The 25,630-nt window shown below is 60.3% G+C and carries 23 protein-coding genes, 1 tRNA gene and 1 pseudogene; 19 read left to right on the top strand and 6 right to left on the bottom strand.

Going from position 1 to position 25,630, the window contains the following annotated elements:
* The first annotated feature begins 2 nt into the window (after positions 1–2).
* The 9 genes from DevBK_RS05715 (at position 3) to DevBK_RS05675 (ending at position 9,456) form a co-directional block, all read left to right on the top strand.
* A complete protein-coding gene (locus tag DevBK_RS05715) occupies positions 3–611 on the top strand; it encodes an NADH-quinone oxidoreductase subunit J (protein WP_062630165.1) in 609 nt (202 codons plus the stop codon).
* A gap of 16 nt (positions 612–627) precedes the next feature.
* Complete coding sequence (gene nuoK, locus DevBK_RS05710; protein WP_061907447.1) at positions 628–936, top strand: NADH-quinone oxidoreductase subunit NuoK; 309 nt, start codon at positions 628–630, stop codon at positions 934–936.
* 11 nt (positions 937–947) lie between these two features.
* Positions 948–3,074 (top strand): NADH-quinone oxidoreductase subunit L, encoded by a 2,127-nt coding sequence (gene nuoL, locus DevBK_RS05705; RefSeq protein WP_317184764.1) that lies wholly within the window; start codon positions 948–950, stop codon positions 3,072–3,074.
* Positions 3,074–4,657, top strand: a complete 1,584-nt coding sequence (locus DevBK_RS05700) for an NADH-quinone oxidoreductase subunit M (protein WP_317184763.1) — start codon at positions 3,074–3,076, stop codon at positions 4,655–4,657. The genes nuoL and DevBK_RS05700 overlap by 1 nt, the downstream gene beginning before the upstream one ends.
* A 9-nt stretch (positions 4,658–4,666) precedes the next feature.
* Positions 4,667–6,112: an NADH-quinone oxidoreductase subunit NuoN gene (nuoN, locus tag DevBK_RS05695; RefSeq protein ID WP_082461132.1), complete on the top strand. Its 1,446-nt coding sequence runs from the start codon at positions 4,667–4,669 to the stop codon at positions 6,110–6,112.
* Positions 6,113–6,943 (top strand): biotin--[acetyl-CoA-carboxylase] ligase, encoded by an 831-nt coding sequence (locus tag DevBK_RS05690; RefSeq protein ID WP_317184762.1) that lies wholly within the window; start codon positions 6,113–6,115, stop codon positions 6,941–6,943.
* Between the two features lie 71 nt (positions 6,944–7,014).
* Positions 7,015–8,688, top strand: a complete 1,674-nt coding sequence (locus DevBK_RS05685; RefSeq protein WP_061907398.1) for a ribonuclease J — start codon at positions 7,015–7,017, stop codon at positions 8,686–8,688.
* 4 nt (positions 8,689–8,692) lie between these two features.
* Positions 8,693–8,944, top strand: a complete 252-nt coding sequence (locus DevBK_RS05680) for a DUF1467 family protein (protein WP_061907399.1) — start codon at positions 8,693–8,695, stop codon at positions 8,942–8,944.
* Between the two features lie 35 nt (positions 8,945–8,979).
* Entirely contained in the window at positions 8,980–9,456 is a 477-nt protein-coding gene (locus DevBK_RS05675) for a hypothetical protein (protein WP_061907400.1), read from the top strand.
* 18 nt (positions 9,457–9,474) lie between these two features.
* Here the strand turns inward: DevBK_RS05675 and DevBK_RS05670 are convergent, their stop codons facing one another.
* Positions 9,475–9,798: an MmcQ/YjbR family DNA-binding protein gene (locus tag DevBK_RS05670; RefSeq protein WP_317184761.1), complete on the bottom strand. Its 324-nt coding sequence runs from the start codon at positions 9,796–9,798 to the stop codon at positions 9,475–9,477.
* Between the two features lie 396 nt (positions 9,799–10,194).
* On the opposite strand from DevBK_RS05670, the gene proS reads away from it, so the two are divergent.
* The 3 genes from proS to DevBK_RS05655 all read left to right on the top strand — a co-directional run bounded on the left by proS (position 10,195) and on the right by DevBK_RS05655 (position 13,596).
* Positions 10,195–11,544: a proline--tRNA ligase gene (gene proS, locus DevBK_RS05665; protein WP_317184760.1), complete on the top strand. Its 1,350-nt coding sequence runs from the start codon at positions 10,195–10,197 to the stop codon at positions 11,542–11,544.
* A gap of 62 nt (positions 11,545–11,606) precedes the next feature.
* Positions 11,607–12,917 carry an ABC transporter permease gene (locus tag DevBK_RS05660; protein ID WP_317185597.1) on the top strand — a complete coding sequence of 437 codons (1,311 nt, stop codon included), beginning with the start codon at positions 11,607–11,609 and terminating at the stop codon, positions 12,915–12,917.
* The gene (locus DevBK_RS05655) at positions 12,910–13,596 is read left to right on the top strand and encodes an ABC transporter ATP-binding protein (RefSeq protein WP_317184759.1); all 687 of its coding nucleotides are present in this window, start codon (positions 12,910–12,912) and stop codon (positions 13,594–13,596) included. Before DevBK_RS05660 ends, DevBK_RS05655 begins: the two co-directional genes overlap by 8 nt.
* Before the next feature lie 30 nt (positions 13,597–13,626).
* On the opposite strand, the gene DevBK_RS05650 is transcribed toward DevBK_RS05655, so the two are convergent.
* The gene (locus tag DevBK_RS05650) at positions 13,627–14,607 is read right to left on the bottom strand and encodes a hypothetical protein (RefSeq protein ID WP_317184758.1); all 981 of its coding nucleotides are present in this window, start codon (positions 14,605–14,607) and stop codon (positions 13,627–13,629) included.
* A gap of 159 nt (positions 14,608–14,766) precedes the next feature.
* On the opposite strand from DevBK_RS05650, the gene DevBK_RS05645 reads away from it, so the two are divergent.
* The 3 genes from DevBK_RS05645 to DevBK_RS05635 all read left to right on the top strand — a co-directional run bounded on the left by DevBK_RS05645 (position 14,767) and on the right by DevBK_RS05635 (position 17,509).
* Entirely contained in the window at positions 14,767–15,342 is a 576-nt protein-coding gene (locus DevBK_RS05645; protein WP_061907405.1) for a nitroreductase, read from the top strand.
* A 78-nt stretch (positions 15,343–15,420) separates the two neighbouring features.
* On the top strand, positions 15,421–16,224 hold the full coding sequence (locus DevBK_RS05640) for a transglycosylase SLT domain-containing protein (protein WP_317184757.1): 804 nt from the start codon (positions 15,421–15,423) through the stop codon (positions 16,222–16,224).
* A 79-nt stretch (positions 16,225–16,303) separates the two neighbouring features.
* Positions 16,304–17,509, top strand: coding sequence for a DUF2336 domain-containing protein (locus tag DevBK_RS05635; RefSeq protein WP_317184756.1), 1,206 nt, complete (start codon positions 16,304–16,306; stop codon positions 17,507–17,509).
* A gap of 1 nt (position 17,510) precedes the next feature.
* On the opposite strand, the gene DevBK_RS05630 is transcribed toward DevBK_RS05635, so the two are convergent.
* The 3 genes from DevBK_RS05630 to DevBK_RS05620 form a co-directional block, all read right to left on the bottom strand.
* Complete coding sequence (locus DevBK_RS05630; RefSeq protein WP_317184755.1) at positions 17,511–18,287, bottom strand: NAD kinase; 777 nt, start codon at positions 18,285–18,287, stop codon at positions 17,511–17,513.
* Between the two features lie 64 nt (positions 18,288–18,351).
* Positions 18,352–18,427: transfer RNA gene (locus DevBK_RS05625), tRNA-Thr, on the bottom strand.
* A 57-nt stretch (positions 18,428–18,484) separates the two neighbouring features.
* Positions 18,485–18,643, bottom strand: a complete 159-nt coding sequence (locus DevBK_RS05620) for a hypothetical protein (protein ID WP_156463967.1) — start codon at positions 18,641–18,643, stop codon at positions 18,485–18,487.
* A gap of 288 nt (positions 18,644–18,931) precedes the next feature.
* Between DevBK_RS05620 and cysD the strand changes: the two are divergent.
* Positions 18,932–19,846 (top strand): annotated as a pseudogene (gene cysD / locus DevBK_RS05615) (sulfate adenylyltransferase subunit CysD); the annotation flags it as partial.
* A gap of 13 nt (positions 19,847–19,859) precedes the next feature.
* A complete protein-coding gene (gene cysN, locus DevBK_RS05610; RefSeq protein WP_317184754.1) occupies positions 19,860–21,734 on the top strand; it encodes a sulfate adenylyltransferase subunit CysN in 1,875 nt (624 codons plus the stop codon).
* Here cysN and DevBK_RS05605 read toward each other — a convergent pair.
* Positions 21,731–22,972 (bottom strand): ROK family transcriptional regulator, encoded by a 1,242-nt coding sequence (locus DevBK_RS05605; RefSeq protein ID WP_317184753.1) that lies wholly within the window; start codon positions 22,970–22,972, stop codon positions 21,731–21,733. The genes cysN and DevBK_RS05605 overlap by 4 nt on opposite strands.
* Positions 22,973–23,184: 212 nt before the next feature.
* Between DevBK_RS05605 and xylF the strand changes: the two genes are divergently transcribed.
* Together xylF and DevBK_RS05595 are read left to right on the top strand one after the other, a co-directional pair.
* Complete coding sequence (gene xylF / locus DevBK_RS05600) at positions 23,185–24,222, top strand: D-xylose ABC transporter substrate-binding protein (protein ID WP_317184752.1); 1,038 nt, start codon at positions 23,185–23,187, stop codon at positions 24,220–24,222.
* A gap of 87 nt (positions 24,223–24,309) precedes the next feature.
* The gene (locus tag DevBK_RS05595) at positions 24,310–25,629 is read left to right on the top strand and encodes a sugar ABC transporter permease (protein ID WP_317184751.1); all 1,320 of its coding nucleotides are present in this window, start codon (positions 24,310–24,312) and stop codon (positions 25,627–25,629) included.
* Position 25,630 lies beyond the last annotated feature (1 nt).

Below are 25,630 nucleotides of genomic sequence, written 5' to 3'. Positions count from 1 at the left end.
AGATGACGCTTCCACTATTCTTCTTTTACCTCTTCTCCATCGTGGCGATCGCTTCCGCCTTCATGGTGATTTCCTCGCGCAACCCGGTTCACGCCGTGCTGTTCCTGATCCTCGCCTTCGTCAACGCCGCAGGCCTCTTCATGTTGGCTGGCGCCGAGTTTCTGGCGCTGATCCTGATCGTCGTTTATGTCGGCGCCGTGGCGGTGCTCTTCCTCTTCGTCGTCATGATGCTTGACGTCGATTTTGCCGAATTGAAGTCGGGCATGCTGCAATATGCGCCCATCGGCATTTTGGTCGGCGTCGTCCTGCTGCTCGAGCTGCTGCTCGTTGCCGGCAGCTTCGTGATTTCGCCTGAGGTCAGTGGGTCGACTGGTCTCCCGATCAATGTCGACATGGACAATACGCGGCAGCTCGGGCTCGTGCTCTATACTCGCTACGTCTTCCTGTTCCAGGGTGCGGGTGCGGTGCTGCTGGTCGCCATGATCGGCGCCATCGTGCTGACCCTGCGTCATCGGTCGACGGCCAAGCGCCAGAACCCGGTGGATCAGGTGGCCCGTCAGGCCAGTGAGACGCTGAAGATTGTCAAAGTGAAGAGCGGTCAGGGACTTTAGGGGTTTAATCATGGGCTTGGAAATCGGGCTCGGTCATTACCTGACCGTGGCAGCCATTCTGCTCACGCTTGGCGTGTTCGGAATCTTTCTCAACCGCAAGAACGTGATCGTCATCCTGATGTCGGTCGAACTGATCCTGCTTGCGGTCAATCTCAACATGGTCGCGTTCAGCGCCGAACGCGGTGACTTGCAGGGGCAGATTTTTGCGCTCCTCATCCTCACCGTGGCTGCTGCGGAGGCCGCGATCGGCCTCGCGATTCTCGTTATCTTCTATCGCAACCGTGGGTCCATCGCGGTTGAAGACGCCAATATGATGAAGGGCTGAGGCTGGGCGCTATGATCATACAGGCGATTGTCTTTCTGCCCCTCATCGGGGCGCTTATAGCCGGCTTCCTCGGCCGCTCGATCGGCCACAGGCCGAGCGAATTCATCACCACGGGCCTGCTGCTCATCGCAGCGGTTCTAAGCTGGGTCGTCTTCATACCCGTCGCCTTTGGCGATGGTCTCGTCGGCGCCGTGGGTGATGGTCATGCCGCGGTCCTCAAGGTCGAGGTCATGCGCTGGATCCAGGTCGGTGACATGGATCTGCGCTGGACGCTGCGCGTCGATACGCTCACCGCCATCATGCTGGTGGTCGTGAACACCGTTTCGGCCCTCGTTCACCTTTATTCCATCGGCTACATGAACGAAGATCCGCACCGCTCGCGCTTCTTCGCCTATCTCTCGCTCTTCACCTTCGCCATGCTCATGCTGGTGACGGCCGACAACTTCCTCCAGATGTTCTTCGGCTGGGAAGGCGTGGGCCTCGCGTCCTACCTCCTCATCGGCTTCTGGTACACGCGCCCATCGGCAACCGCTGCCGCCATGAAGGCCTTCATCGTCAACCGCGTCGGTGACTTCGGCTTCGCGCTCGGCATCTTTGGCGCCTTCATGGTGCTCGGCCACATCGATTTCGATGGCGCCTTCTCCGCCGCCGATCAGTTCGCCACCACCGGTCTCCCCGTCATCCGCTTCCTCAATTGGAACGTTGATGCGATGACCGTCATCTGCCTGCTGCTCTTCATGGGCGCCATGGGCAAGTCGGCGCAGTTCCTGCTGCACACCTGGCTCCCGGACGCCATGGAAGGCCCGACACCGGTTTCGGCGCTCATTCACGCCGCAACCATGGTCACCGCCGGCGTCTTCATGGTCGCGCGCCTGTCGCCGCTGTTCGAACTCTCGCAGTTCGCCCTGACCGTCGTCATCGTCATCGGCGCCATCACGGCCTTCTTTGCGGCAACGGTTGGCCTCGTCCAGAACGACATCAAGCGCGTCATCGCCTATTCGACCTGTTCGCAGCTCGGTTACATGTTCGTCGCCCTCGGCACCGGTGCCTATTCGGCAGGCGTCTTCCACCTCTTCACCCACGCCTTCTTCAAAGCTCTCCTGTTCTTAGGCGCCGGCTCGGTTATTCATGCCATGCATCATGAGCAGGATATGCGGACCATGGGTGGCCTGCGGAAGAAGATCCCGATCACCTATGCTATGATGATGATCGGCACGCTGGCACTGACCGGCGTCGGCATCCCGGGCACCAGCCTCGGCTTTGCCGGCTTCTTCTCCAAGGATTCGATCATCGAAAGCGCCTACGCTTACGGCGGCAATGTCGGCAGCATGGCCTTCTGGCTCCTCGTCATCGCAGCTCTTTTCACGAGCTTCTATTCCTGGCGCCTCGTCCATCTGACCTTCCACGGCTCGCCGCGCGATGCGCAGCACAGCCACACCGCCCATCCGGACCCGGCGCATGCCGATGCCGAAACACACCATGAGCCGATCGACGACAGCAATCTCGACGATCATGCCCATGCTGCGGTGTCGCATGACGACGCGCACCATCATGGTTCGGCCTATGACCACGCCCATGAATCGCCCAACGTCATGCTGGTGCCGCTTTACGTGCTTGCTGCGGGTGCGGTCTTGGCCGGTGTTGTCTTCTACGGCATGTTCTTCCACGAGGTCGAACACATCGAGCACTTCTTCGCTGGGTCGATCTTTGTCGATCACGAAATCATCGAAGCTGCACACCATGTGCCGCTTTGGGTGAAGTGGAGCGCCACGATTTCCATGATCATCGGCTTCGTCGCCGCCTGGTACATGTATATCAAGCGCCCCGACGTGCCCGGGAAGCTGGCGGCCACCAATCCCGGCCTCTACCAGTTCCTCTTGAACAAGTGGTACTTCGACGAGCTCTACAACACGATCTTCGTGCGCCCCGCGCTCTGGATCGGCCGCGCCATCTGGCATGGTTTTGATGATTGGCTGGTCGATGGCAAGATTGCCGAAGGCCTCGGCCGTCGCGTTCAGGATGTCACCTCCTGGGTCGTCAAGCTCCAGTCCGGCTACCTCTATCACTATGCCTTCGCCATGCTGATCGGCATCGCGGCGCTTCTGACCTGGGCCATTACGGCCGGGGGACTGATCTGATGACCTTCGAGAACACTATCCTCACGATCCTGACTTATCTGCCGCTCGTCGGAGCGGCACTGATCCTGGTCACCCCCAAGACGGCGCTCAACGCCATCCGCTGGACAGCGCTAGTGACGACTGTCGTCACCCTCGCGCTGTCACTCTGGATGTGGTCCGCCTTCGATCCGTCCAATCCGGGTTTCCAGTTCGTCGTCAATTATGACTGGCTGGGCGAAAGCATTGGCTACCGCGTCGGCGTCGACGGCATTTCCGTGCTCTTCGTCGTGCTTTCGGCTCTCCTCTTGCCCTTCTGCGTGCTGGCGAGTTGGGAAGCGATCGACAAGCGCGTCAAGGAATACATGGTGGTCTTCCTGATCCTGGAAGTCCTGATGATCGGCGTTTTCACCACGCTCGATCTGGCCATGTTCTACGTCTTCTTCGAAGGCACGCTGCTGCCGATGTTCCTCATCATCGGTATCTGGGGCGGCAAGCGCCGCATCCAGGCGAGCTACAAGTTCTTCTTCTACACCTTCACCGGTTCGGTCCTGATGCTTCTTGCCATCATGGCCATGTATTGGAATGCCGGCACCACCGACATTTCGCGTCTCCTGACGCACCAGTTCCCGGAAAGCATGCAGATCTGGCTCTGGCTGGCCTTCTTCGCCTCGCTCGCGGTCAAGATGCCGATGTGGCCGTTCCACCGCTGGCTGCCGGAAGCGCACGTCGAAGCACCGACCGCTGGCTCGGTGATCCTTGCCGCGATCCTTCTCAAGCTTGGCGGCTACGGCTTCCTGCGCTTCAGCCTGCCCATGTTCCCCGATGCGTCTGCACAGCTCTCGAACTTCGTGTTCATTCTGTCCGTCGCCGCCATCATCATCACCTCGCTGGTGGCGCTGGTGCAGACCGATATCAAGAAGCTCATCGCTTACTCGTCGGTCGCACATATGGGCTTCGTGACCATGGGCATCTTTGCGGGCAATGCGCTGGGTATCCAGGGCGCCATGTTCCAGATGATCTCGCATGGTCTCGTCTCCGGCGCGCTCTTCCTGGCCGTCGGCGTCATCTATGATCGCATGCACACCCGCGATATCGAGGCCTATGGCGGTCTCGTCGAGCGTATGCCGCGCTATGCCTTTGCCTTCATGGTCTTCACCATGGCCAATGTCGGTCTCCCGGGCACCTCCGGCTTCGTCGGTGAATTCCTGACGATGATGGGTGTCTTCCAGGTCAATACCTGGGTCGCCTTCGGTGCTGCCTTCGGCGTCATCTTCTCGGCGGGTTATGCCCTCTGGCTCTATCGCCGCGTCGTTTTCGGTGCGCTCACCAAGGAATCGCTCAAGGGCATTCTCGATCTGAGCCTGCGCGAAAAGATCGTGCTCTATCCCCTGATCGTCCTGATCATCGTGTTCGGTTTCTATCCCTCGCCGATCCTCGATACGACGGCCGCCTCGGTCAACAATCTGGTGTCGCATTACGCAACTTCGGTTGGTCTCGACCCCGCCGTTTCTCTTGCCGATGCAAGGGCACCCCTCGAATATGCCGCGCCCACGGGCGAGGCCGCTCCAGCCGCAGAGCACGCGGCTGAGCCTGCTGCGCACTAGGAGAGCACCGTGAACTCTGACGTTACTGATTTCGCGAGCATTGCGCCTGCCTATCCCGAATTGCTGATGGCAGTCGGCGCCCTTGTCCTTTTGGTCATTGGCGTCGTCATCAACAAGGAAAAGTCGGCTCTCATCTCCTGGCTCGCCGTGCTGCTCATTGCTGCCGCTGGCCTCACCGCCGTGCTCAATCCGGCCGATGGTGTGCTGTTCAACGGCGTCTTCATCGCCGATGCCTTCGCGCGCTATATGAAGCTGCTCGTTCTTGGCGGCGCCGCGCTCTCGCTCATTCTGGCCATGCCGAATGATTTCGAGAACGGCCTCCACAAGTTCGAATATTCGATCCTCGCGGTTCTCGCGACGCTCGGCATGATGGTCATGGTCTCGGCCAATGACCTGATGAGCCTCTATGTCGGCCTCGAACTGCAGTCCCTTGCGCTGTACGTGATGGCCGCCATCAAGCGCGATGATCCGCGTGCCACCGAAGCGGGCCTGAAATATTTCGTACTTGGCGCGCTGTCCTCGGGCTTGCTGCTTTATGGCGCCTCCATGGTCTATGGCTTCACCGGCCATACCAACCTGCAGGAAATCGTCTCGGCTATCGCCATGGAAGGCCGTTCCGTTGGCCTGATCTTCGGCATGGTCTTCCTTCTCACGGGCGTTGCCTTCAAGATCTCGGCCGTGCCGTTCCACATGTGGACGCCCGACGTTTACGAAGGCGCACCAACCCCGGTTACCGCCTTCTTCGCCATGGCGCCCAAGGTTGCCGCCATGTCGTTGATGATCCGCCTCGTCATGGATACGTTCCAGCCGATTACAGGTGATTGGCAGCAGGTCGTGATCTTCCTCTCGATCGCTTCCATGGTCCTGGCGGCCTTCGCCGCGATCGGCCAGAAGTCGATCAAGCGCCTGATCGCCTATTCCTCGATCGGTCACGTTGGCTTCGCCCTCGTCGGTCTTTCGTCGGGCACGCAGGTGGGTGTCGAAGGCGTCGCCATCTATATGGCGATCTATGTCACCATGACGGCAGGCCTCTTCGCCTGCATTCTCTCGCTGCGCACTGAAAACGGCTACGTCGAAACCATTGACGATCTGGCTGGCGCCGCACAGACGCGTCCCTTCGTGGCCGCGATCATGGCGATCATTATGTTCTCGCTGATCGGCCTGCCGCCGCTCGCCGGGTTCTTCGCCAAGTGGCAAGTTTTCCTTGCCGCCATCGAAGCGCGCCTATTTGTGCTTGCCGTCATCGGCATGCTCGCTTCGGCAGTCAGCGCCTTCTATTATCTGCGCGTCGTCAAGACGATGTACTTCGATGAGCCCAAGTCGACCTTCGCCGCGGTGCCCAACGAACTCAACATCATCATCGCCGTCAGCGCCTTCCTGATCGTGACCTATTATTTCACGGTCGGCAGTGCCCTCACCAATTGGGCTCATATCGCCGCCGGAAGCCTGTTCTAGGTGGCAGATTTCGCACTTGGCCCGGTAGCCCGTTTAGTGGGCTACCGCCTGGCCGGATACGACGAAATCGGATCGACCAATGTCGAAGCACTCGCGGCTGCCGCCGCGGGTGACCCAGGCGGCATCTGGTTTGCCGCCTTGCACCAGACCGCCGGACGCGGCCGTCGTGGTCGTGCCTGGGAAAGTACGCCGGGCAATCTGGCCGCCAGCCTCCTCATTATTCCCGACGCCGAACCCAACGCTCTCGCCACCCTTGGCTTTGTTGCCGGCGTCGCCATGCAAACCGCGTTTGCCCGCATTCTGCCGCAGGGTGCCGTACGCATCGGCATCGATGGCGCGGATGCGCTCGATGGCCGGGGCAGGGTGGCGCTCAAGTGGCCCAATGACGTCCTGGCGGATGGTGCCAAGGTTTCCGGCATCCTTCTTGAGATGGCCAAGACGCCGGATGGCCGCCACGCCATCGTCATCGGCATCGGCGTCAATGTGGTTGCCGCACCCACCGGTTTGCCTTATCCCGCTACCAGCCTTCGCGAACTCGGCTACGAGCGGAGCGCCGAAGAAGTCTTTGCGGCGCTTGCCGATGCCTGGGTAGAGGCTTTCTCGCTCTGGCAGGACGGACGTGGCGTCAGCGACATTCTCGAGCGCTGGCGCGGTTCTGCCGCCGGCATCGGCGCTCCGGTCGCCGTCCAGCAGGACGGTGTCGTCAGGCGCGGCATTTTCGAAACAGTCGACTCCTCCGGTCGTCTGGTCATGCGCGACGATGATGGCGCGCGGATCGTGATCACGGCGGGCGATGTACATTTTGGGGCAACGGCCAGCGCCCGAAGCTGACCACAACATCTGCGCGACGACCAGCGACCAAAGATCGCCAGGCGCCGCGCGCAAAAAGAAAGAAAAGACCCATGGCAAAGAACCAAAGGGATGAACTCGTCTTTGTGCCGCTAGGCGGCGTCGGCGAGATCGGCATGAATATGGGGGCCTATGGTTTCGGCCCCGAACATTCGCGCAAGTGGATCGTCGTCGATTGCGGCGTCAGCTTCGGTGGACCGGATCTGCCCGGCATCGAACTCATCATGGCCAATCCCGAATTTCTCGAGGAACACGCCGATGACGTTTTGGCCCTGATCCTCACGCACAGCCACGAAGACCATTACGGCGCCGTACTCGACCTCTGGCCGGTTTTCGAGCGCCCGGTCTACGCGACGCCGTTCACGGCGGCTATGCTGGCCGCCAAGCGGGCAGGGGACGGTATCGTCGAAAACGTCGATGTCCGCATCATGCGTCCCGGCAAGCCGTTCGAGATTGGTCCCTTCACCATCGAGGCGATCAACGTCGCGCATTCGATCCCCGAATCCAACAGCCTCCTCATTTCCACCCCCGTCGGCCGCGTCCTACACACGGGTGACTGGAAGCTTGATCCCACGCCCGTCGTCAACGCGCCGACAGATATTGCCCGCTTCGAGGCCATCGGCGCCGATACCAGTACGCCCCTCGCGCTCGTCTGCGATTCGACCAATGCGATGAAGGAGGGTGAAAGCCCGAGCGAAGCCGAGATCGGTGCCAACCTCGCCAAGCTGATCGCCGATGCGCCCCATCGCGTCGCCGTCACGACCTTTGCCTCCAATGTTGGCCGCGTCGTCTCCATCGTCCGCGCGGCCCATCAGGCCGGCCGCCAGGTCGTGCTCTCCGGCCGCTCGCTCCACCGCATCATGGGCATCGCCCGCGAAATCGGCATGCTCGAAGGCCTGCCGGTTCTCCATGATCAGGATGCCTACAAGACCATCGCGCGCGACAAGTGTGTCTTGATCTGTACCGGTAGCCAGGGCGAAGCCCGCGCGGCCATCGCCCGCATCGCGCGTGGCGAGCACCCGGTAATCGATCTCAACGCCGGCGACCGCATGATTTTCTCGTCCTGGGCCATTCCTGGCAACGAGCGCGAAGTCATCGATATCCAGAACCTCCTGATCGACAAAGGCGTCGAGGTCATCACCGCCAATGATGGCCTGGTCCACGTCACCGGCCACCCCCGCCGCGGCGAACTGCAGCGCCTCTATTCCTGGCTCAAGCCGCAGGTGCTCGTGCCCGTCCACGGCGAAGCCATGCACCTCCAGGCCCATGCCAAGCTTGGTCGCGAATCCGGCATTCCCAATGTCTGCGAAGCGCGCAATGGCGACATGGTCCGGCTCTTCCCCGAGCCCATGGCTTATCCCGCGGAAGTGCGCACCGGCGAACTCTATCTCGATGGCCTCGTCCTCTGCACGCCCGAGGAATCGGGCGTAAAGGGCCGCCGCCGCCTGTCCTTCGGCGGCATGGTCATCGTCAGCCTCGCGGTCAATTCATCGGGTCATGTCGTCTCCGGCCCCGATTATGTGGTCGAAGGCCTGCCGGAAACCGAAGATGAATCGCTCGTCGAGCTCATCGAGGAAGCCGTCGCCGGCACCATCAAGAGCCTGCCGCCCAAGCGCCGCTCTGACCCCGATGTGTTCAGCTCCGCCCTGTTCAAATCCATCCGCAACGAGGTAAACGCGTTCTGGGGCCGCAAGCCCAACGTCAACGTCTTCGTTCATAAGGTCTAGCGCCATGCAGTGGGGATCGATCGCCGCCGTTTTCTTCGTCGTCTGGTGGCTCTGCTTCGTCGCCGTGCTGCCGATTGGTTCCCACAGCCATCACGAAACCGGCGAGGCCCTGGTGCCAGGCGCCGATCCCGGCTCGCCAGTCGCTCCGCGCCTCATGCGCAAGGCCCTGATGGCAACGGGTCTCGCCGTGGTCTTCACCGCCCTCCTGCTCTGGGCGCTGACTAACGAAACGCTGATGGCCTATTGGAACCGCTAGCCCAGTCTGCGACACCCCAAAAGGGAGCTCCCGCCATGCGCAAGACCGTCATGGCCATGTCCGCCACTCTGGCCATGGTCAGCCCCGCCTTCGCAGTCTGGCAGGTCGACGACGAAAGCGACGATCAGGGCTTTCTCTTCATCGCCTCGCAAGTCGATGAAACCGACACGATCGAAGTGCAGCTGATCTGCGACGAATTCCGCGAAGGCGCGCTGCTCTTTTCCGTCTTCACCGGCATTCCGCTCGAAAAGCAAAAACACTCCATGCCGGATGCGCCGATCGCCGTCCGCTTCGGCAACGTCGCCTTCGATGATCTGATGGCAGAAGTCGTCGACCTCGACACCGAACGCGTGCTCGACGTCTCGAAAAGCGACCACCCGGAAGTCCGCCAGATCGCCCATGCCATCGCCAAGGGCAAGGAAATGGTCGTCACCTACCGGGATGAGCAGTGGGTCCTTGCCAGCGACAATGCATCCCCATCCGTCGGCCCCATGCTTGAAAACTGCCCCTGAAGCGTAGGTCCGAAACCCTCACCGCTTCTTCGCCGGCCCTACAGCATGCGCATAGGCCATTTCCAGCGCCGCCTGCACATCCGCCTCAGTCGCCGCCGCCAAATCCATAGCCGTCCAGCCCTGCCGCCCCCAGCCATTGTCGATGGGCCGAAACACGTCCGGCGCGAGCTGACATTTGAACGCCTGCTCATCCGGCGTCAGCTTCAAATTGACGCTTCTGCCATCGGCCGCCAGTGTCGCAAAAATCCGCTTTACCTTGAAAGCCGTGCGATCGAAATGCGGCACGCTTGTGACCTCGGCCAGGGCAAGCACCATTCGCGTAAAATGTGCAGCATCGACCATAAGCCTATGATCCAAAATAAAAAAGCAGGGCACAAGGCCCCGCTCTTATGAGTTAAATCGACAATACCTTGGTCTTAGGCTCGCTGTTCAGCGTGCGGCCAAGGCTCCTCCCTTGACGTTGTCGATCGTTAGCGGTTGAACCGCCTTGGCTTTATTGTGACGGGAACCTAACAACAGATTTTCTGTCTGTCACGTAGATTCTGCATAGCAAGCATGCTTGAATCGTATGGACGGTTACGATCTGAGTGGGCATCAACAAAAGCCTTGAGTCCTAGGCATGTCTCCTGAAAGTGGTTACCGGTTTCAGGACGAAGACATGCGTAAAACAAGAAGCTAAAGCGGAGGAGCGAGCCCGATAGGGCGTGACGCGCTTTAGCCACCAATTTCGGAGTTCCCATGCGCCTTTCCCGCTATTTTCTGCCGGTGCTGCGCGATGTGCCCAAGGAAGCCGAGATCGTCTCGCACCGGCTGATGCTGCGTGCCGGCATGATCCGCCAGCAGGCCTCCGGCCTCTATTCCTGGCTGCCGCTCGGCTACAAGGTGCTGATGAAGGTCCAGAAGATCATCGAGGAGGAGCAGAACCGCTCCGGCGCGATCGAACTTTTGATGCCTACGATTCAGTCTGCCGATCTTTGGCGCGAATCGGGCCGGTACGATGCCTACGGCAAGGAAATGCTGCGCATCGAAGATCGCCACGAGCGCGAATTCCTCTATGGCCCGACCAATGAGGAAATGGTCACCGACATTTTCCGCACTTATGTGAAGTCCTATAAGGACTTGCCGCTGAACCTCTACCACATCCAGTGGAAGTTCCGCGACGAGGTGCGTCCCCGTTTCGGCACCATGCGTAGCCGCGAGTTCCTGATGAAGGACGCCTATTCTTTCGATCTCGACAAGGACCGCGCCGTCGCTGCCTACGAGCGCATGTTCGTGGCTTACCTGCGCACTTATGCCCGCATGGGCCTTACCGCCATTCCGATGCGCGCCGACACCGGCCCGATCGGCGGCGATTTAAGCCACGAATGGATCATTCTTGCCGAAACCGGCGAAAGCCAGGTCTTCTGCCATCGCGATCTCCTCGATAAGCCGATCCCAGGCCAGGATGTCGATTTCCGCGGCGATTTGAAGCCGATCTTCAATGATTGGACCTCGCTCTACGCCGCGACCGAAGAAATGGTCGATCACGCCGAATACGAAGCCGCCGTGCCGGAAGACAAGCGCGTCTCGGCCCGCGGCATCGAAGTCGGCCACATCTTCTATTTCGGCACGAAATATTCCGAGCCGATGAAGGCCTCGGTCACCGGCAATGACGGCAAGGAAACCATCGTCCACATGGGCTCCTATGGCATCGGCCTGACCCGTGTCGTGCCCGCCATTATCGAGGCCAGCCACGATGAAAATGGCATCGTCTGGCCGGTTTCCGTCGCGCCCTTCGAGGCCGTCTTGATCAATCTCAAGGCCGGCGATGCCGAAACCGATGCCGCCTGCGATAAGCTTTATGGCGAGCTGACCGCGGCCGGCCTCGACATGCTCTATGATGATCGCGATCAGCCCGCCGGCTCCAAGTTTGCCACAGCCGATCTCGTCGGCATTCCTTATCAGCTCATCCTCGGGCCCCGCGGCCTTAAATCGGGCGAAGTTGAAATCAAACATCGCAAGACTGGCGAGCGCGAGACGCTGCCGCTCGCCAATGCGGTCGAGCGTCTCAAGGGCCTGATCGAACCCCAGCGGATGAACGACATTTGACCACCTCAGCGCAGCAAGCCCCGGCCGGCCGGTCCACCCGGCCGTTCTCCCTGTTTGAATGGATGATTGCTGCGCGCTATTTGCGCGCCCGGCGCAAGGAAGCCTTCATTTCGGTCATCGCCAGCCTCACCATGGTTGGCGTGGCCATTGGTGTGGCGACCCTCATCTTCGTCATGTCGGTGATGAACGGCTTTCGCGGCGAGCTTCTCGATAAGATCCTCGGGCTGAATGGGCATTTTACGGCCTATCCCATCGAGAGCCAGTTCACCGATTACAAGGAAACCGTCGACGCTCTCCAGACCGTCAACGGCGTAAAATTCGCTGTCTATTACGCCGAGGGCCAGGTGCTTGCCTCCGGCCGCGGCGGCTCGACCGGCGTGTCCGTCCGCGGCATGGATGAGGAAAATCTCAAGAAGCTGACGCTGCTTTATAATTCGGCAGAGCAGGGTGGTTTTGACTCTTGGGACCAGAACGATGGTGTCGCAATCGGCTACCGCTTGGCCCAGACGCTCGGCGTCGGCCTTGGCGATCAGGTCCAGATCATCAACCCCGATAGCGGCGCCATGACGCCCTTTGGCTCGACCCCGCAGATCAAATCCTATCCGGTTCGCACCATTTTCAATCTCGGCATGGTCGAATTTGATAGTCTCTTCATGTTCATGCCGCTGCAAACGGCGCAGGACTATTTCAAGCTTTACGACGATGTCCTCAAGCCCGGCCAGGGCCCGCTCGACCCTATGGCGTCGGACGAGGAAATCGACGCCGCCTATGAGCGCATTTATCGCGCGAGCGGCGCGGAGATTTTCATCGACGATCCCGACAATGTCGCCGTCATGCGCGAACGCATCGCCGCGACGCCCGGCCTCCGGCCTTTGCTGCTTAACGATTGGCAGCAACGCAACGAAACCTTCTTCTCGGCCCTCCAGGTCGAACGCGTCGTGATGTTCACCATCCTCTCGATGATCGTGCTCGTGGCCGCCTTCAACATCATTTCGAGCCTCGTCATGCTGGTAAAGGACAAGAGCAAGGACATCGCCGTGCTGCGCACCATGGGCGCCACACGCGGCGCCATCATGCGCATCTTCTCGATCACCGGCACCACCATCGGCGTCGTCGGCACGCTTTCTGGCCTTGTGCTGGGCCTGATCGTCGCCGCCAATGCAGAAGCGCTACGCTCCTCGATCTCCAATCTGCTCGGGGTTACGCTTTTCCCGCCGGAAGTCTTCTTCCTCTCCTCGCTCCCCAGCAAGACCGACCCGACCGAAGTCACTGTCGTCGTCGTCATGGCCCTCGGCCTCAGCTTCCTCGCCACGCTCTATCCCGCCTGGCGAGCCGCCCAATACGATCCTGTCGAGGCGCTGCGTTATGAGTAATTCGTTCCTGCGCCTCTCGGGTGTGCACCATCACTACGGTGAGGGCGCCACCCAGATCCGCGTCCTCGATGCGGCCGATCTTGTCGTCGAAAGCGGCGAACTTGTCGCCCTCGTCGCGCCGTCTGGCGCTGGCAAGTCGACATTGCTGCACCTCTGCGGACTGCTCGAAAGCCCGCAGTCGGGCGAAGTCGAGATCGTCGGCAACAAGACAAGCCAGCTCAACGATCGCGGCCGCACGCAGCTCCGCCGCAACACCGTGGGCTATGTTTACCAATTTCACCATCTGCTGCCCGAATTCAGCGCGCTCGAAAACGTCTCGATGCCGCAACTGATTGCCGGCAAGACCCCCGCCGAGGCCAGCGTGCGTTCAATGGAACTGCTCGAACTTCTCGGCGTCGGCCCACGCGCCACCCATCGCCCAGCCGAACTCTCCGGCGGCGAACAACAGCGCGTTGCCATAGCCCGCGCCGCCGCCAATCATCCACGCGTCATCCTCGCCGATGAGCCCACGGGCAATCTCGATCCCACCACCAGCGATGTCGTGTTCGAAGCACTCAAGGGCCTTATCCGCACCGAAGGTGCTGCCGCGCTGATCGCCACGCACAACTACGATCTGGCGCGCCGCGCCGATCGCATCGTGACCATCAAGGATGGCAAGGTCATCCCGCACACGCTGTAATAGCGTCGCGAACGCATCGGTCTATCGGGGCTAACCGCCCTGATAGACGCTCGTCAAAACTTCGATCTCGCGCGAACCGCCTGAAACCACCTGCACATCGCGATTGTAGACCTTCTCGCCCTGCTTGGCCAAAACGACATAGTCGCCTTCCGCCAGCACCGTGCTCGGAAATGCGCCGCGGTCGGTAAACACCGTCGCGCCATCGGCCGTGTTCACAGTCCACTCGACGTCGGCAATGGCCTCGCCGCCTTCTTCAGAGACGAGCTTGAACGAGACTTCGCTGGCGTGATGATAGAGCGTTGCGTCGGTCAACTCGCCGGCTTCGACGCGCAAGTCAGCGCGCACCACGGCGTTGATGTCCCCGAAATGGGAGACGATGTGATAGGTCCCAGCGTTGAGCGTGACGATATCGTTGGGCGGCAAGCCTTCGGCAATCAACACGCGGCTCGCTTCGTCGCCAGCGGTAAAGATGTCGAATTTCAATTCGGTCGGCGGAATAGGAATGTCGCCCGTCACGGCGGAGTTGAGCCTCAGCGCTCCGGCCTCGAGATCGATCACCTTCTCATTGTTGCCAGGCACGACCGACAGCGATTCGCTAAGCTGCGCGCGGCCATAGGCGGCATGCACCACATATTCCCCCGGCGGCAGATCGAGTTTGGCCGTCGCCTGCTCCGATTTTGCCACCAACGTCATATTGCCCTGCGCGTCAGGCACACTGTCATAGACCCGCCAGATCACGCCCTCGGGCACGGCTGCGCCTTCCTGCGTGATGCGCGCCGTCAGGGTCACCGATTGCGGCGCATCCGTGATTGCTGAAATGGCATCGGCAGCGCTATTGGCGCCATCCGCCGCAGGAGCAGGCGCACTGGGCAGGGAGTCCGGATCAGGCCGCGGCCGGGGCAGGGGCGGGATCTCGACACTGTCTTGCGCGATGACTGTAGGCGCCGCGCTCAGTGACAGGCTGGTAAAGCCGAGAAAGGCGCAGGCGATCAGGCGAAAAGCAGGCAGCATGTGGTTCGGGCCATGGATGCGGTCGGGCGCTGACCGACTCTCATAAATATGGTGCGCGATTGGGGTTAAGCTGTGTCACAGACGGCGCGGCTTGAAAACCGCCACGGGAAAGGCTCAAAGCAATTTTACAGGCCCGTCACCCGATCCCCAAGGTTCATCATGCCCGCCAATCCTGCCCTCCGCGATTATCTCCTCACCCGCCGCTCCGTCGGCCAGGCCTTCCTCGCCGAACCCGCGCCGACCGGCGACGAGCTCAATACGCTCCTCACCATCGCGACCCGCGTCCCGGATCATGGCAAGCTTGCCCCGTGGCGTCTCGTCCTGATCTCGGGTGACGCTCGTGCTGCTGCTGGCGAGAAGCTCGCCGAGATCGCCAAGCGCAAGCGCCCGGAACTCGACGAAGCCAGCCTTGATGCAGAGCGCCGCCAGTTCCTGCCGGCCCCGCTTGTCGTCGGCGTCATCTCGACGGCCAAGCCGCACGTAAAGGTGCCCGAATTTGAGCAATTGCTCTCGGCCGCCAATGTCGCGTTCAACCTTATTCACGGTGCCTACGCGCTTGGCTATGCCGCGACCTGGATCACCCGCTGGTACACCTTCGACAAGGACGCTGCCGCGATGTTGGGCGCGAAGGATGGGGAGCAGTTTGTCGGCTTCGTCCATATCGGCACCCCGACGACGGCCATCGAAGACCGCCCGCGTCCCGATTTGTCGCAAGTCGTCACCGAATGGCGTTAACTCGCCGTCAATGTTAACGGACTGTTAGCCATAGTAAGGCATTCCTTAACGGAATATCGGCTCGCACTCAGGCAGTTCATGGGCGTCCAGTCCGTCTCCGTACCGCAAAATGTTGCCTCCGCACTTACTGCGGCCGGCAATCGTACGGGCGTGGATTTCTCCTATTTGCTGCAGACCGCGATTCGAGAAAGCAGCCTCAATCCGAGCGCCAAGGCATCGACCTCTTCGGCCACGGGCCTCTTCCAGTTCCTTGAAAGCACATGGCTTCAAACCATGAAGGAACAGGGCCCGGCGCTCGGCTATGGCCAATATGCCGACCAGATCCAGCGCAGGAGCGACGGCACCTACACCATCGCCGATCCCCAGACCAAAGCCGCAATCCTTAAACTGCGCGAGGATCCGCAAATCTCCGCTGATCTCGCCGCCGCCTTTACGCGACGGAACGGCGAATATTTGAAGAACCAGTTCGGCCGCAATCCAAGCGCCGGGGAGCTCTACATCGCCCACTTTCTGGGGGCTGAAGGCGCCGAGCGCATGTTCCGCGCCGGCCTGCAGGACCCCGACCAGTTGGCGGTCAATCTCTTCCCCCGCCAGGCTGATGCCAACCAGACAATCTTCTATAGCAACGGCCAGCCACGCACGATTCGGGAAGTCTATCGCGTCCTCGTTGCCAAGCACGAAAACGGCACGAATGCCGCGTTTTCCGCCCAGCAGATGGCCGGCCAATCAACCGCAGCTCCACCTCCGCTCCCAGTCGTCCCGTCTCGATTCTCGACCGACAACATGTCCTTCACCGGACTCTTCAAGACCGTCCCCGATGTGCCCGTAGCCCCATCAGAAGCCGGCGGCTCGGCGTTTTTCACCCAGCTTTACGCCCGCTAAGCTCCGTGGATAAGTTATGGTGAACGCTTCCTTAAATACTCCGCGATAGTCTTTTCTCCGCTGCGGTGCGGAGAGAGTAATGATCGAGTATAGCGAGTTTGTCCGGCTGTCCCGGTCCCACGATAGCGACGAGCGCGGACACGCTGCACACCTGGCGGCGCTTGCGTTTCTCGACCACGACGGCCCTGCGGACGAGCATGCTGCGCTCTATGCGTCTCTCATCAATTTCCTCGATGACCCATCGGTAAAAGTCCGCGCCGCCTTGGCCTATGGGCTGCTGCATTCAGAGCAGGCGCCACGCCCGATCATGATGGCGCTGCTGCAGGACAGTCCCATCATCTCACGCGCGATTCTTCAGTACTCGCCGATACTTATCGACGCAGATCTGTTCAATGCCATCCGCAAGGGGGACGCTGCAATCTGGCTGTCGGTGGCCCAGCGCGCCCAACTTTCGAGCCGCGTCGCGACACTCCTCATAGAGCGCGACGAGCCAGGTCTTGTCCTCCACATGCTCCGACGGACCGATATTTCACTAGACGCATCTCTGCTGGTGCGGCTTGCCGCGGCTCATGGGATGGATGCAAAGGTGCGGGGCGCGCTTCTTGCCCGCCCGGACCTTCCCGGTCCTGCTCGGCTTATTCTTGTGCAGCGCGTTACGGAAGCACTCCGCGAGACCCGACTTGTCGCTGGCGCATTGGCGCCTGAGCGGCTCGAACGCTTACTGCGCAACGGCTCGGACACGGCACTTTCAGCCATTGGCGAAGCGGAAGCCTATCTTCGTAAACGCGAGTTTGTTCAAACACTTGTGGGCTCAAGCCAACTGAATGCCCGCATTCTTCTGCACGCTTTGGTCACGGGCCACGTGATGTTCTTCGCGTCCTGTATTGCCGAACTGTCCGGGGCAACACGCGAAAAGGTCTTCACATTGCTCGAAGGTGGCAGCCGATCTGCCCTGTCCGCTCTACTGCTGCGCGCTGATGTTTCGACGGCTCTCCGCAAGGTGCTGGTTCAACTCGTCCTCCATGCCCGTACTGCCGATCTTGCAGACGATACAGCAGCGCGGCACTTTGTTGTTACCGCGCTCATCGAAGAGCTCATTGCAGAGTATGACGGCGTCATTCCCGAAGAGCTTGAAGAGACCTTTGCTTATCTGAGCGAGCAGAACATCGCTCTGGCGCGCAAGGCTGCTCGTGGCGTAATGCGCGTGTTCGCAGCCACGACGCATTTGCCGATGCTTGTCCCACCAAGCGACAATAGCCTGCCTTTGCAGCTACCTGCCGCCTGACCTAAAACTTGAATTGTTCGCTTAGAACGCGCTCTTCCAGGCTCTTTCCTGGATCGAAAAGCAGCGTGACAGCATGTGAGCGGTCTTCGTGCACGGTGACCTCGCGCACGTTCTTGATCTCAATGTTGTCCGCGACAGCGCTCACCGGACGCTTGTCGGCCTCCCGCAGCACAAAGCGCACGCGGGCCGCGTTACTCAGGATTGCCCCACGCCAACGACGCGGACGGAAAGGAGAAATCGGCGTCAGAGCCAACAATGGCGCCTCGATCGGCAGGATTGGGCCATGAGCGGAAAGATTGTAGGCCGTTGAGCCCGCCGGCGTAGACAAAAGTATGCCGTCGCAAATCAGCTCATCCAGCCGGATTTCGTCATCCACCGAGATCTGGATCTTTGCCGCCTGGTGGGTCGACCGAAACAGCGACACCTCGTTCAGCGCCAATGCCGTGCGACTTTGCCCAGAGGCATCGAGCACGTCCATCGAGAGGGGATAGATTTTGGTGCGCTGAGCAGATTCGAGCCGCTCGATGATATCGGCTGACGAAAAATCATTCATCATGAAGCCAACAGAACCGAAGTTCATGCCATAAACTGGCGTGCCTTGCTTCATGGCCAAGTGAAGAGTTTGAAGCATCAAACCATCGCCGCCTAGGGCGACGACATAATCTGCTTCCTCAATGCTCACATCGCCTAAAATCTTACGCAGACCAGCAGCCGCGGCATCGGCTCCGGCCGTTTCGTTGGTCACGACTGATACGCGAGGCTTGGCCAAACCGCTCACATTGACACCTTAAACGGGCCGAGCGTTTAGCTCTGCCAGGTTACCGCCAATGTCGCGGTTGAACTGGTGCCGGCAGCAGGGTTCGAACCCGCGACCCCCTGATTACAAATCAGGTGCTCTACCAACTGAGCTATACCGGCACGCTGCTGGCCGTTTAGCATTGGGGCAGGGGGCTCGCAAGGGATTCCAAGCGCAATTCAGGTCTTCGTTTTGCCGCCGGACGTCTTTCCGTTTTTGTCCACCGGCTGTTCAAGCTTTTTGTCCCCCGACTTTTGGCCAACATCGTTGACGTTGTCGTCCATCTGTTCGCCGTCTTCGGTCTCAAGCGGAGCGGGAGTAGATTTGTCTTTGCTCATGAAAAGATCCTCCATGAGAAACGCAATCCATCCCACCAACCATGGTTCCTCCTACTAACGGGAAGAAAAGCCGAGAGAATTATTTTTCCGCGTCTTATCGGTGGTGCGCCAAAGGTTGGGCGTCAGTCCGGCAGAATTGAAGTGGTTTGTCTGACTTTCGGCTCAACGTGCACAAAATTGCCCGAGGTGCCTGAAACCACTGGTTTTGCGGGACTTTTGGCCTTGATGCAGCCTATGTTTCAAACGTAATTACGAAGCTAAAGCCCGGCAAAATCTGTCCAGTCTGGAACGAACGTGACCCACAGCCGCCTGACCCATCTGCAATCGCTGGAAGCGGAAAGCATCGAAATCCTGCGCGAGGTCGCGGCGAGTTTTGAACGTCCGGTGATGATGTATTCGATCGGCAAGGACTCGAGCGTTCTGCTGCATCTGGCGCGCAAGGCTTTCTATCCGAGCAAGATTCCGTTTCCGCTGCTCCATGTCGATACGACGTTCAAGTTCAAAGAAATGATCGCGTTTCGCGAGCAGACCGCGAAAGAGTACGGCTTCGATCTGATCCGTCACACAAACCAAGAGGGCGTGCGCGACGGCATCAATCCGTTTGACCATGGCTCATCTCGCTACACCGACATTATGAAGACGGTGGCGCTGCGTCAGGCGCTGAATGCTGGCAAATATGACGCGGCGATTGGTGGCGCACGGCGCGACGAGGAAAAGTCCCGCGCCAAGGAGCGTGTCTTTTCGCATCGCAATGCCAACCATGCCTGGGACCCAAAGAACCAGCGACCAGAGCTCTGGCGCACGTTCAATACTCGTCTAAACCCCGGCGAAAGTATGCGCGTGTTCCCGATCTCGAATTGGACCGAGCTCGACGTCTGGACCTATATCTACGCCGAGCAGATCCCCATCGTGCCGCTCTATTTCGCCAAGCCCCGGCCAGTAGTCGAGCGCTCCGGGACGCTGATCATGGTGGACGACGAGCGGCTGCCGCTCGAGCCCGGCGAGAGGCCGCGCATGGAGACCGTCCGGTTCCGGACGCTTGGTTGCTACCCATTGACCGGAGCGATCCGCTCCGATGCCGCCGACCTTCCCTCCATCATCATGGAAATGCAGGCCAGCCGGACCTCCGAGCGCGAGGGCCGTTTGATCGACAGCGATTCCGTCGGCTCGATGGAAAAGAAAAAGCAGGAAGGCTATTTCTGAGATGAGTTTGGCCATGCCCGCACCCACCAACGCACTCGATATCTGGCTTGCCGAGCAGACCGACAAATCGCTGCTACGCTTTCTCACCTGCGGAAGCGTCGACGACGGTAAATCAACGCTCATCGGCCGTTTGCTCTATGACAGCCAGCTGATCCTGGATGACCAATTGGCGAGCCTCAAGAAGGAGAGCCATAATCGCACGGTGGGCGACGAGGGCATCGACTTTTCGCTGCTGGTCGACGGGCTGGCGGCTGAGCGGGAGCAGGGCATTACCATCGACGTTGCCTATCGGTTTTTCTCAACCGACAAGCGCAAGTTCATCGTTGCCGATACGCCGGGCCATGAGCAGTACACGCGAAACATGGCGACGGGCGCTTCCAATGCCGACCTCGCGCTCCTACTCGTCGATGCTCGCAAGGGCCTACTGACCCAGACCCGGCGCCACAGCTTCATCCTTTCGCTCGTCGGCGTAAAGCATGTGGTCTTGGTCGTGAATAAGATCGACTTGGTCGGGTACGACCAGGCCGTTTTTGATAAAATCGAGGCCGACTACCGGGAGTTTGCCCGGGATCTAGGTTTTCAGACGCTTGCGGCGGTGCCGGTTTCCGCGCTGCGTGGCGACAATATCCTATCGAAAAGCGAGCGGACGCCTTGGTTCGCCGGCGAACCGCTTGTGCCTCATCTCGAAACCATCGAAGTGGCGCAGGACAAAGCGGATCAGCCGTTCCGCTTCTCGGTGCAGTGGGTGAACCGTCCGAACCTCGACTTCCGGGGGTTCTCGGGGACAGTCGCTGCTGGGACGGTCAAGATTGGCGACGATGTGCTTGTCGCCGCATCGCGCAAGCCGGCCAAGATCGCCGACATTGTCACCATGGACGGTTCGCTGGCGAGCGCTGCAGCGGGGCAAGCCGTGACTTTGGTGCTGGATCGCGAGATCGACGTGTCGCGCGGGGATGTATTGTCGCATCCCGGGACGACGCCGGAATTCTCTAATCAGTTTCAGGCCAAGCTCGTTTGGATGAATGACGAACCAGCCTACCAGGGACGGTCTTATCTCCTCAAGATCGGTGCCCAAACGGTACCCGCGACCATAACGGACATCAAGTTCCGCACTAACGTGAACACGCTGGAGCATGTTGCGGCGAACAAGCTTGAGCTTAACGAAGTCGGCACCGTGACCATCGCGACCGACCGGGCGATCGCGTTTGATGCCTACGCCGACAATCCGTTGACCGGTGGCTTCATCCTCATTGATCGGCTGTCCAATGCCACGCTTTCGGCGGGAACGATCGAGTTTGGTCTGAGGCGGGCGCAGAACCTCACTTATCAAGCCTTTGACGTCAACCGAGCCGTGCGCGGCACGATGAAGGGGCAGGAGCCGCAGATCGTCTGGTTCACCGGGCTATCCGGGTCGGGAAAATCGACGATTGCGAATCTCCTTGAAAAGCGCCTGACGGCAGAGGGACGGCATTGCTACATTCTTGATGGCGATAATGTCCGCCATGGGCTCAACAAGGACCTTGGCTTCACGGAAGCTGCCCGCGTTGAAAACATTCGCCGCGTGGCCGAGGTCGCCAAGCTCATGGCCGATGCCGGGCTGATCGTCCTCGTGTCGTTCATCTCGCCGTTTGAGAAGGAACGCCAACTCGCCCGCGAGATCGCTGGCGATATTCGGTTCACCGAGGTTTTTGTCAGTACGCCGCTCGAAGTGGCCGAGGCGCGCGATCCCAAGGGGCTCTACGCCAAGGCAAGGCGCGGCGAGATCAAGAATTTCACCGGCATCGACAGTCCGTTCGAAGCACCGCGCAATCCTGACCTGACCTTGGATGCCGGATCCGAAGAGCCGGTAGTCTTGGCCGACCGGCTGCATGACTGGCTGAAAATCTAGGCTGCCGGACCGATCCTTTCGGAATTCGGCAGCGGGGCGAAATCGAGCTGATCGATGTCATTGAGGGTCTTCATAAGAAGGCCCCGGAAGACCGGCTCGGTTTCGTCGCGGTGGGCGATGATCTTGGGCAGGCCATTGATCTTGCCGACTAGGGAATTGCCGATCGCTTGGTCGAATTCTGCGCGCATCAGTTCCAGCGCCCTGGCGCCGGGTCCGACGATCAGGATATGCGAGGGATCGTAGATCGCCATCATACGGCTGATGCCGTAGCCGACAGCGCGGCCAGCGACGTTGAAGGCGTGCTTGGCCGCGCGATCTCCGGCTTCGGCCCGCTGCATCAGCATTTCATATTGCTGTACCGGGACAGCGGCGGCAGGCGGCGCGGTTTCGGGCACCGAGAAAGCTGTGCGCAGCACGGCATAGTCGGCGGCATAAGCCTCGATGCAGCCGCGCATGCCGCAGCGGCAGAGCGCGCCGTTCGGCAGGTGATTCATGTGCCCGAATTCGGTTGCCCCTTCATCGCCGCGCCCCATGATCTGGCCGCGAAAGGTGACGCCCATAGCGACGGTCGAGCCAATGAACACGGTGGCGACGCTGGCATCATACAAAGTTGGATCGAGCCAACGAGCGCCCTCGGCGAGCAAAACGCCGCGCTTATGAAGTGTAACCGGTAGGTTGCGTTTTTCGGACAGCTCGGACACGAATGAGGTGCCGGCAAGCCGCGGGATTGGTGACCAGCGGAGGCCCTGTCCATCGCGCTGCAGGATACCCTGGACGGAGATGGCGACTCGGCGCAACGAGAGGGCGGCCTGAGGCGTGCGGATCAGGAGCGCGGTGAGGCGCTCCGAGAGAAAGTCGGTCGGTTTTTGATACGCAAAAGTGTCTGGAGTCAGCGCGGTTTCGATGCGGTCGACGAGGACGCCGCCATAATCGATAAGCGACAGCCGCGCGCGATTGACGTCGATTTCGAAAAGCGCGAGATGCGCGGCATCGCGGGCGAAGTGCACGAGTGTCGCTGGACGTCCGCGGCTGCGGCCATCCACACGATCAGCGGCGACCTCGCTGACGAGACCCTGCACCAGAAGATCGGACATGATCGCGGTCATACTTGCGTGGCTGAGACCGGTGAGGCTTGCGAGGGCCGTGCGCGATTGCGCACCCTGCATGCGCAGCGCGCTTAAAACCAGTCCACGGTTTTGCCGACGGACGCTGTCACTATCGCTGACGGTTCTCGTCAAGCAGTTGTCTCCCTCACTCCGTCTTTAGACACCAAAGCCCAGCGATAGACGCAACCTCGATTTTTTTCACGGCCCGAATTTGACGTTGACACGCCAAGTTTTGCCATGCGACGTCGTTTTTCGGGCAACAAAAGAGCCTTGCCGCACCGTCGGCCCGAGGGATTCAGCAGGTCGAGATGCGCTACTGGCCTGATGCCCAAGGGAGGACCTGGATGAACAAGCAGCTCGCGGTGGTCTTGCTGACTTCTGCTGCACTTTCAAGCCCTGCTTGGGCTGAGGACGGCGTGGTTATCGGCGTTTCTTGGAATAATTTTCAGGAAGAGCGGTGGAAGACTGACGAGGCTGCGATCAAGACGGCACTCGAAGAGGCTGGCGCCACCTATATCGCGGCAGACGCTCAGTCCTCAGCGTCCAAGCAATTGACCGACATCGAGAGCCTGATTAGCCAGGGAGTCGATGCGATCATAGTGTTGGCCCAAGATAGCGAAGCGATCGGGCCTGCGGTTGCCGCCGCTGTCGCAGAAGGCATTCCGGTCGTCGGCTATGACCGGCTGATCGAAAACCCTGACGCGTTTTATCTGACTTTCGACAACAAGGAAGTCGGCCGCATGCAGGCTCGCGGCGTGTTCGAGCTAAAGCCTGAGGGCAATTACGTCTTCATCAAAGGCAATCCGACCGACCCCAACGCTGACTTTCTGTTTCAAGGTCAAATGGAAGTCCTGCAACCGGCGATCGATGCCGGGGCGATCCGAAATGTCGGTGAGGCCTATACCGACAACTGGAACCCCGAATATGCCCAGTCGAACATGGAGCAATTTCTGACCGCCAATAATAACGAGGTCGACGCCGTCGTCGCATCTAACGATGGCACTGCGGGCGGGGCAATTGCGGCGCTGGCAGCCCAAGGTCTTGCGGGATCAGTGCCGGTTTCAGGTCAGGATGGCGATCATGCCGCGCTCAATCGCATCGCGCTGGGGACGCAAACGGTTTCGGTGTGGAAAGATTCTCGCGAACTGGGCAAGAAAGCTGCGGAGATCGCGATCGAACTCGGCTCGGGGACGCCGCTTGATGCCGTACCGGGCGCGATAAAGTTTTCCGATGGCCCCAAGGGCGTCGAGATGAATGCGGTGTTGCTGACGCCGGTGCCGATCACGCGGGACAACCTCGGGCTTGCCATCGACGCAGGCTGGGTCACCAAGACGCTGGTTTGTCAGGGTGTCACGCCCGGCGCTGTTGCCGCATGTAACTGAGGCGAGAACCAGTTAGAATGATCGCCTTGATAGTTTTTCGCGCGCGCCGGCGACATGGGTTTGACGCGCAGCGATCCGGAGACCTGAATGGCTGACCAAGACGCCATTTTCACGCCTGCTCATCCCAGCAGCTTTGCGCAAAAACCACTGCAGCGATTCCTGATCGCCACCGAGGTCGATACGCGTCTGCTCGGTATGATCGGGGCGCTGGCGATCATCTGGATCGGGTTCAATGTCTTTTCGGGCGGCCTGTTTCTGACGCCCCGGAACCTGTGGAATTTGTCGGTCCAAACGGCCTCCGTCGCGGTGATCGTCACCGGCATGGTGCTGGTCATAGTCACCCGCAATATCGATCTTTCCGTGGGCTCCATTCTTGGCGTCGTCGGGATGGTCATGGGCGTGATGCAGACGCAGTTCCTGCCGGTTCAGCTTGGCTTGGGCCTTGGCCATCCACTGATCTGGATTCTTTCGCTGCTCGGCGGTTTGGTCGTCGGCGTAGGGATTGGTGCGCTGCAGGGTGCCATCATTGCGTATCTGCGTGTGCCGGCTTTCATCGTCACCCTTGGCGGCTACATGGTTTGGCGTGGCGCGGCCTGGTGGGTCACCATGGGCCGCACTGTTGCGCCACTTGACCCAACTTTCCAATTGATGGGCGGTGGCCCCGCTGGCTCGATCGGTGCGACCTGGAGCTGGGTCATTGGCGTCGTCGCCTGTCTAGCCATCCTCACGGCGATCTATTTCGACAGGAAGCAGCGGCAGAGGTTCAACTTTCCGCAGCGGCCGCTTTGGGCCGAAGCGACCATCGCCATCTTTGGATGCGGCACGACAATCGCGGCTGTTTGGATCGCCAATGCCTATCCCTGGCCGGTGCGGATTGCCGAGAATTATGCCGCCGCCAACGGCCTGGCGGTGCCGGAGGGTGGTCTCTTCATTTCCCATGGCATTGCCGTGCCAGTGCTGATCGCGGTGGGCGTCGGTGTGGCGATGACGTTCCTCAGCCGGCGCACGCGTTTTGGCCGCTACGTCTATGCCATGGGCGGTAACCCGGAAGCTGCGGAACTGGCTGGCATCAATACGCGCTGGGTCACGGTCAAGATTTTCATGCTGATGGGCGGACTTTGCGCCATCGCCGCAGCAATTTCGAGCGCGCGTCTCAATGCTGCGACCAATGCCCTAGGCACGCTCGACGAACTTTACGTCATCGCCGCAGCCGTCATCGGCGGCTCATCGCTAGCTGGCGGCGTGGGTACCATCGCTGGCGCCATGCTTGGTGCGGTGGTGATGCAATCTCTTCAATCCGGCATGGTGCTGATGGGGCTCGATAGCCCGCTGCAATCCATCGTGGTCGGCGTCGTCCTGGTCTTCGCGGTCTGGCTCGACACGCTCTACCGCCGGAATAAGCGCTAGG

The sequence above is a fragment of the Devosia sp. BK genome, from assembly GCF_032907385.1.
Taxonomy (GTDB): domain Bacteria; phylum Pseudomonadota; class Alphaproteobacteria; order Rhizobiales; family Devosiaceae; genus Devosia.
Note: the sequence above shows the minus strand (reverse complement) of the source record. Positions and strands in the feature narration are given on the sequence as shown.

Coding starts and splice junctions, on each gene's coding strand:
- cysN (WP_317184754.1), top strand. CDS start 19,860: ATGCCCGCACCCACCAACGCACTCGATATCTGGCTTGCCGAGCAGACC.
- nuoL (WP_317184764.1), top strand. CDS start 948: ATGATCATACAGGCGATTGTCTTTCTGCCCCTCATCGGGGCGCTTATA.
- DevBK_RS05660 (WP_317185597.1), top strand. CDS start 11,607: ATGATTGCTGCGCGCTATTTGCGCGCCCGGCGCAAGGAAGCCTTCATT.
- DevBK_RS05640 (WP_317184757.1), top strand. CDS start 15,421: ATGGGCGTCCAGTCCGTCTCCGTACCGCAAAATGTTGCCTCCGCACTT.
- DevBK_RS05635 (WP_317184756.1), top strand. CDS start 16,304: ATGATCGAGTATAGCGAGTTTGTCCGGCTGTCCCGGTCCCACGATAGC.
- DevBK_RS05645 (WP_061907405.1), top strand. CDS start 14,767: ATGCCCGCCAATCCTGCCCTCCGCGATTATCTCCTCACCCGCCGCTCC.
- DevBK_RS05680 (WP_061907399.1), top strand. CDS start 8,693: ATGCAGTGGGGATCGATCGCCGCCGTTTTCTTCGTCGTCTGGTGGCTC.
- DevBK_RS05700 (WP_317184763.1), top strand. CDS start 3,074: ATGACCTTCGAGAACACTATCCTCACGATCCTGACTTATCTGCCGCTC.
- DevBK_RS05595 (WP_317184751.1), top strand. CDS start 24,310: ATGGCTGACCAAGACGCCATTTTCACGCCTGCTCATCCCAGCAGCTTT.
- DevBK_RS05650 (WP_317184758.1), bottom strand. CDS start 14,607: ATGCTGCCTGCTTTTCGCCTGATCGCCTGCGCCTTTCTCGGCTTTACC.
- DevBK_RS05675 (WP_061907400.1), top strand. CDS start 8,980: ATGCGCAAGACCGTCATGGCCATGTCCGCCACTCTGGCCATGGTCAGC.
- DevBK_RS05655 (WP_317184759.1), top strand. CDS start 12,910: ATGAGTAATTCGTTCCTGCGCCTCTCGGGTGTGCACCATCACTACGGT.
- proS (WP_317184760.1), top strand. CDS start 10,195: ATGCGCCTTTCCCGCTATTTTCTGCCGGTGCTGCGCGATGTGCCCAAG.
- xylF (WP_317184752.1), top strand. CDS start 23,185: ATGAACAAGCAGCTCGCGGTGGTCTTGCTGACTTCTGCTGCACTTTCA.
- DevBK_RS05685 (WP_061907398.1), top strand. CDS start 7,015: ATGGCAAAGAACCAAAGGGATGAACTCGTCTTTGTGCCGCTAGGCGGC.
- DevBK_RS05670 (WP_317184761.1), bottom strand. CDS start 9,798: ATGGTCGATGCTGCACATTTTACGCGAATGGTGCTTGCCCTGGCCGAG.
- DevBK_RS05620 (WP_156463967.1), bottom strand. CDS start 18,643: ATGAGCAAAGACAAATCTACTCCCGCTCCGCTTGAGACCGAAGACGGC.
- DevBK_RS05715 (WP_062630165.1), top strand. CDS start 3: ATGACGCTTCCACTATTCTTCTTTTACCTCTTCTCCATCGTGGCGATC.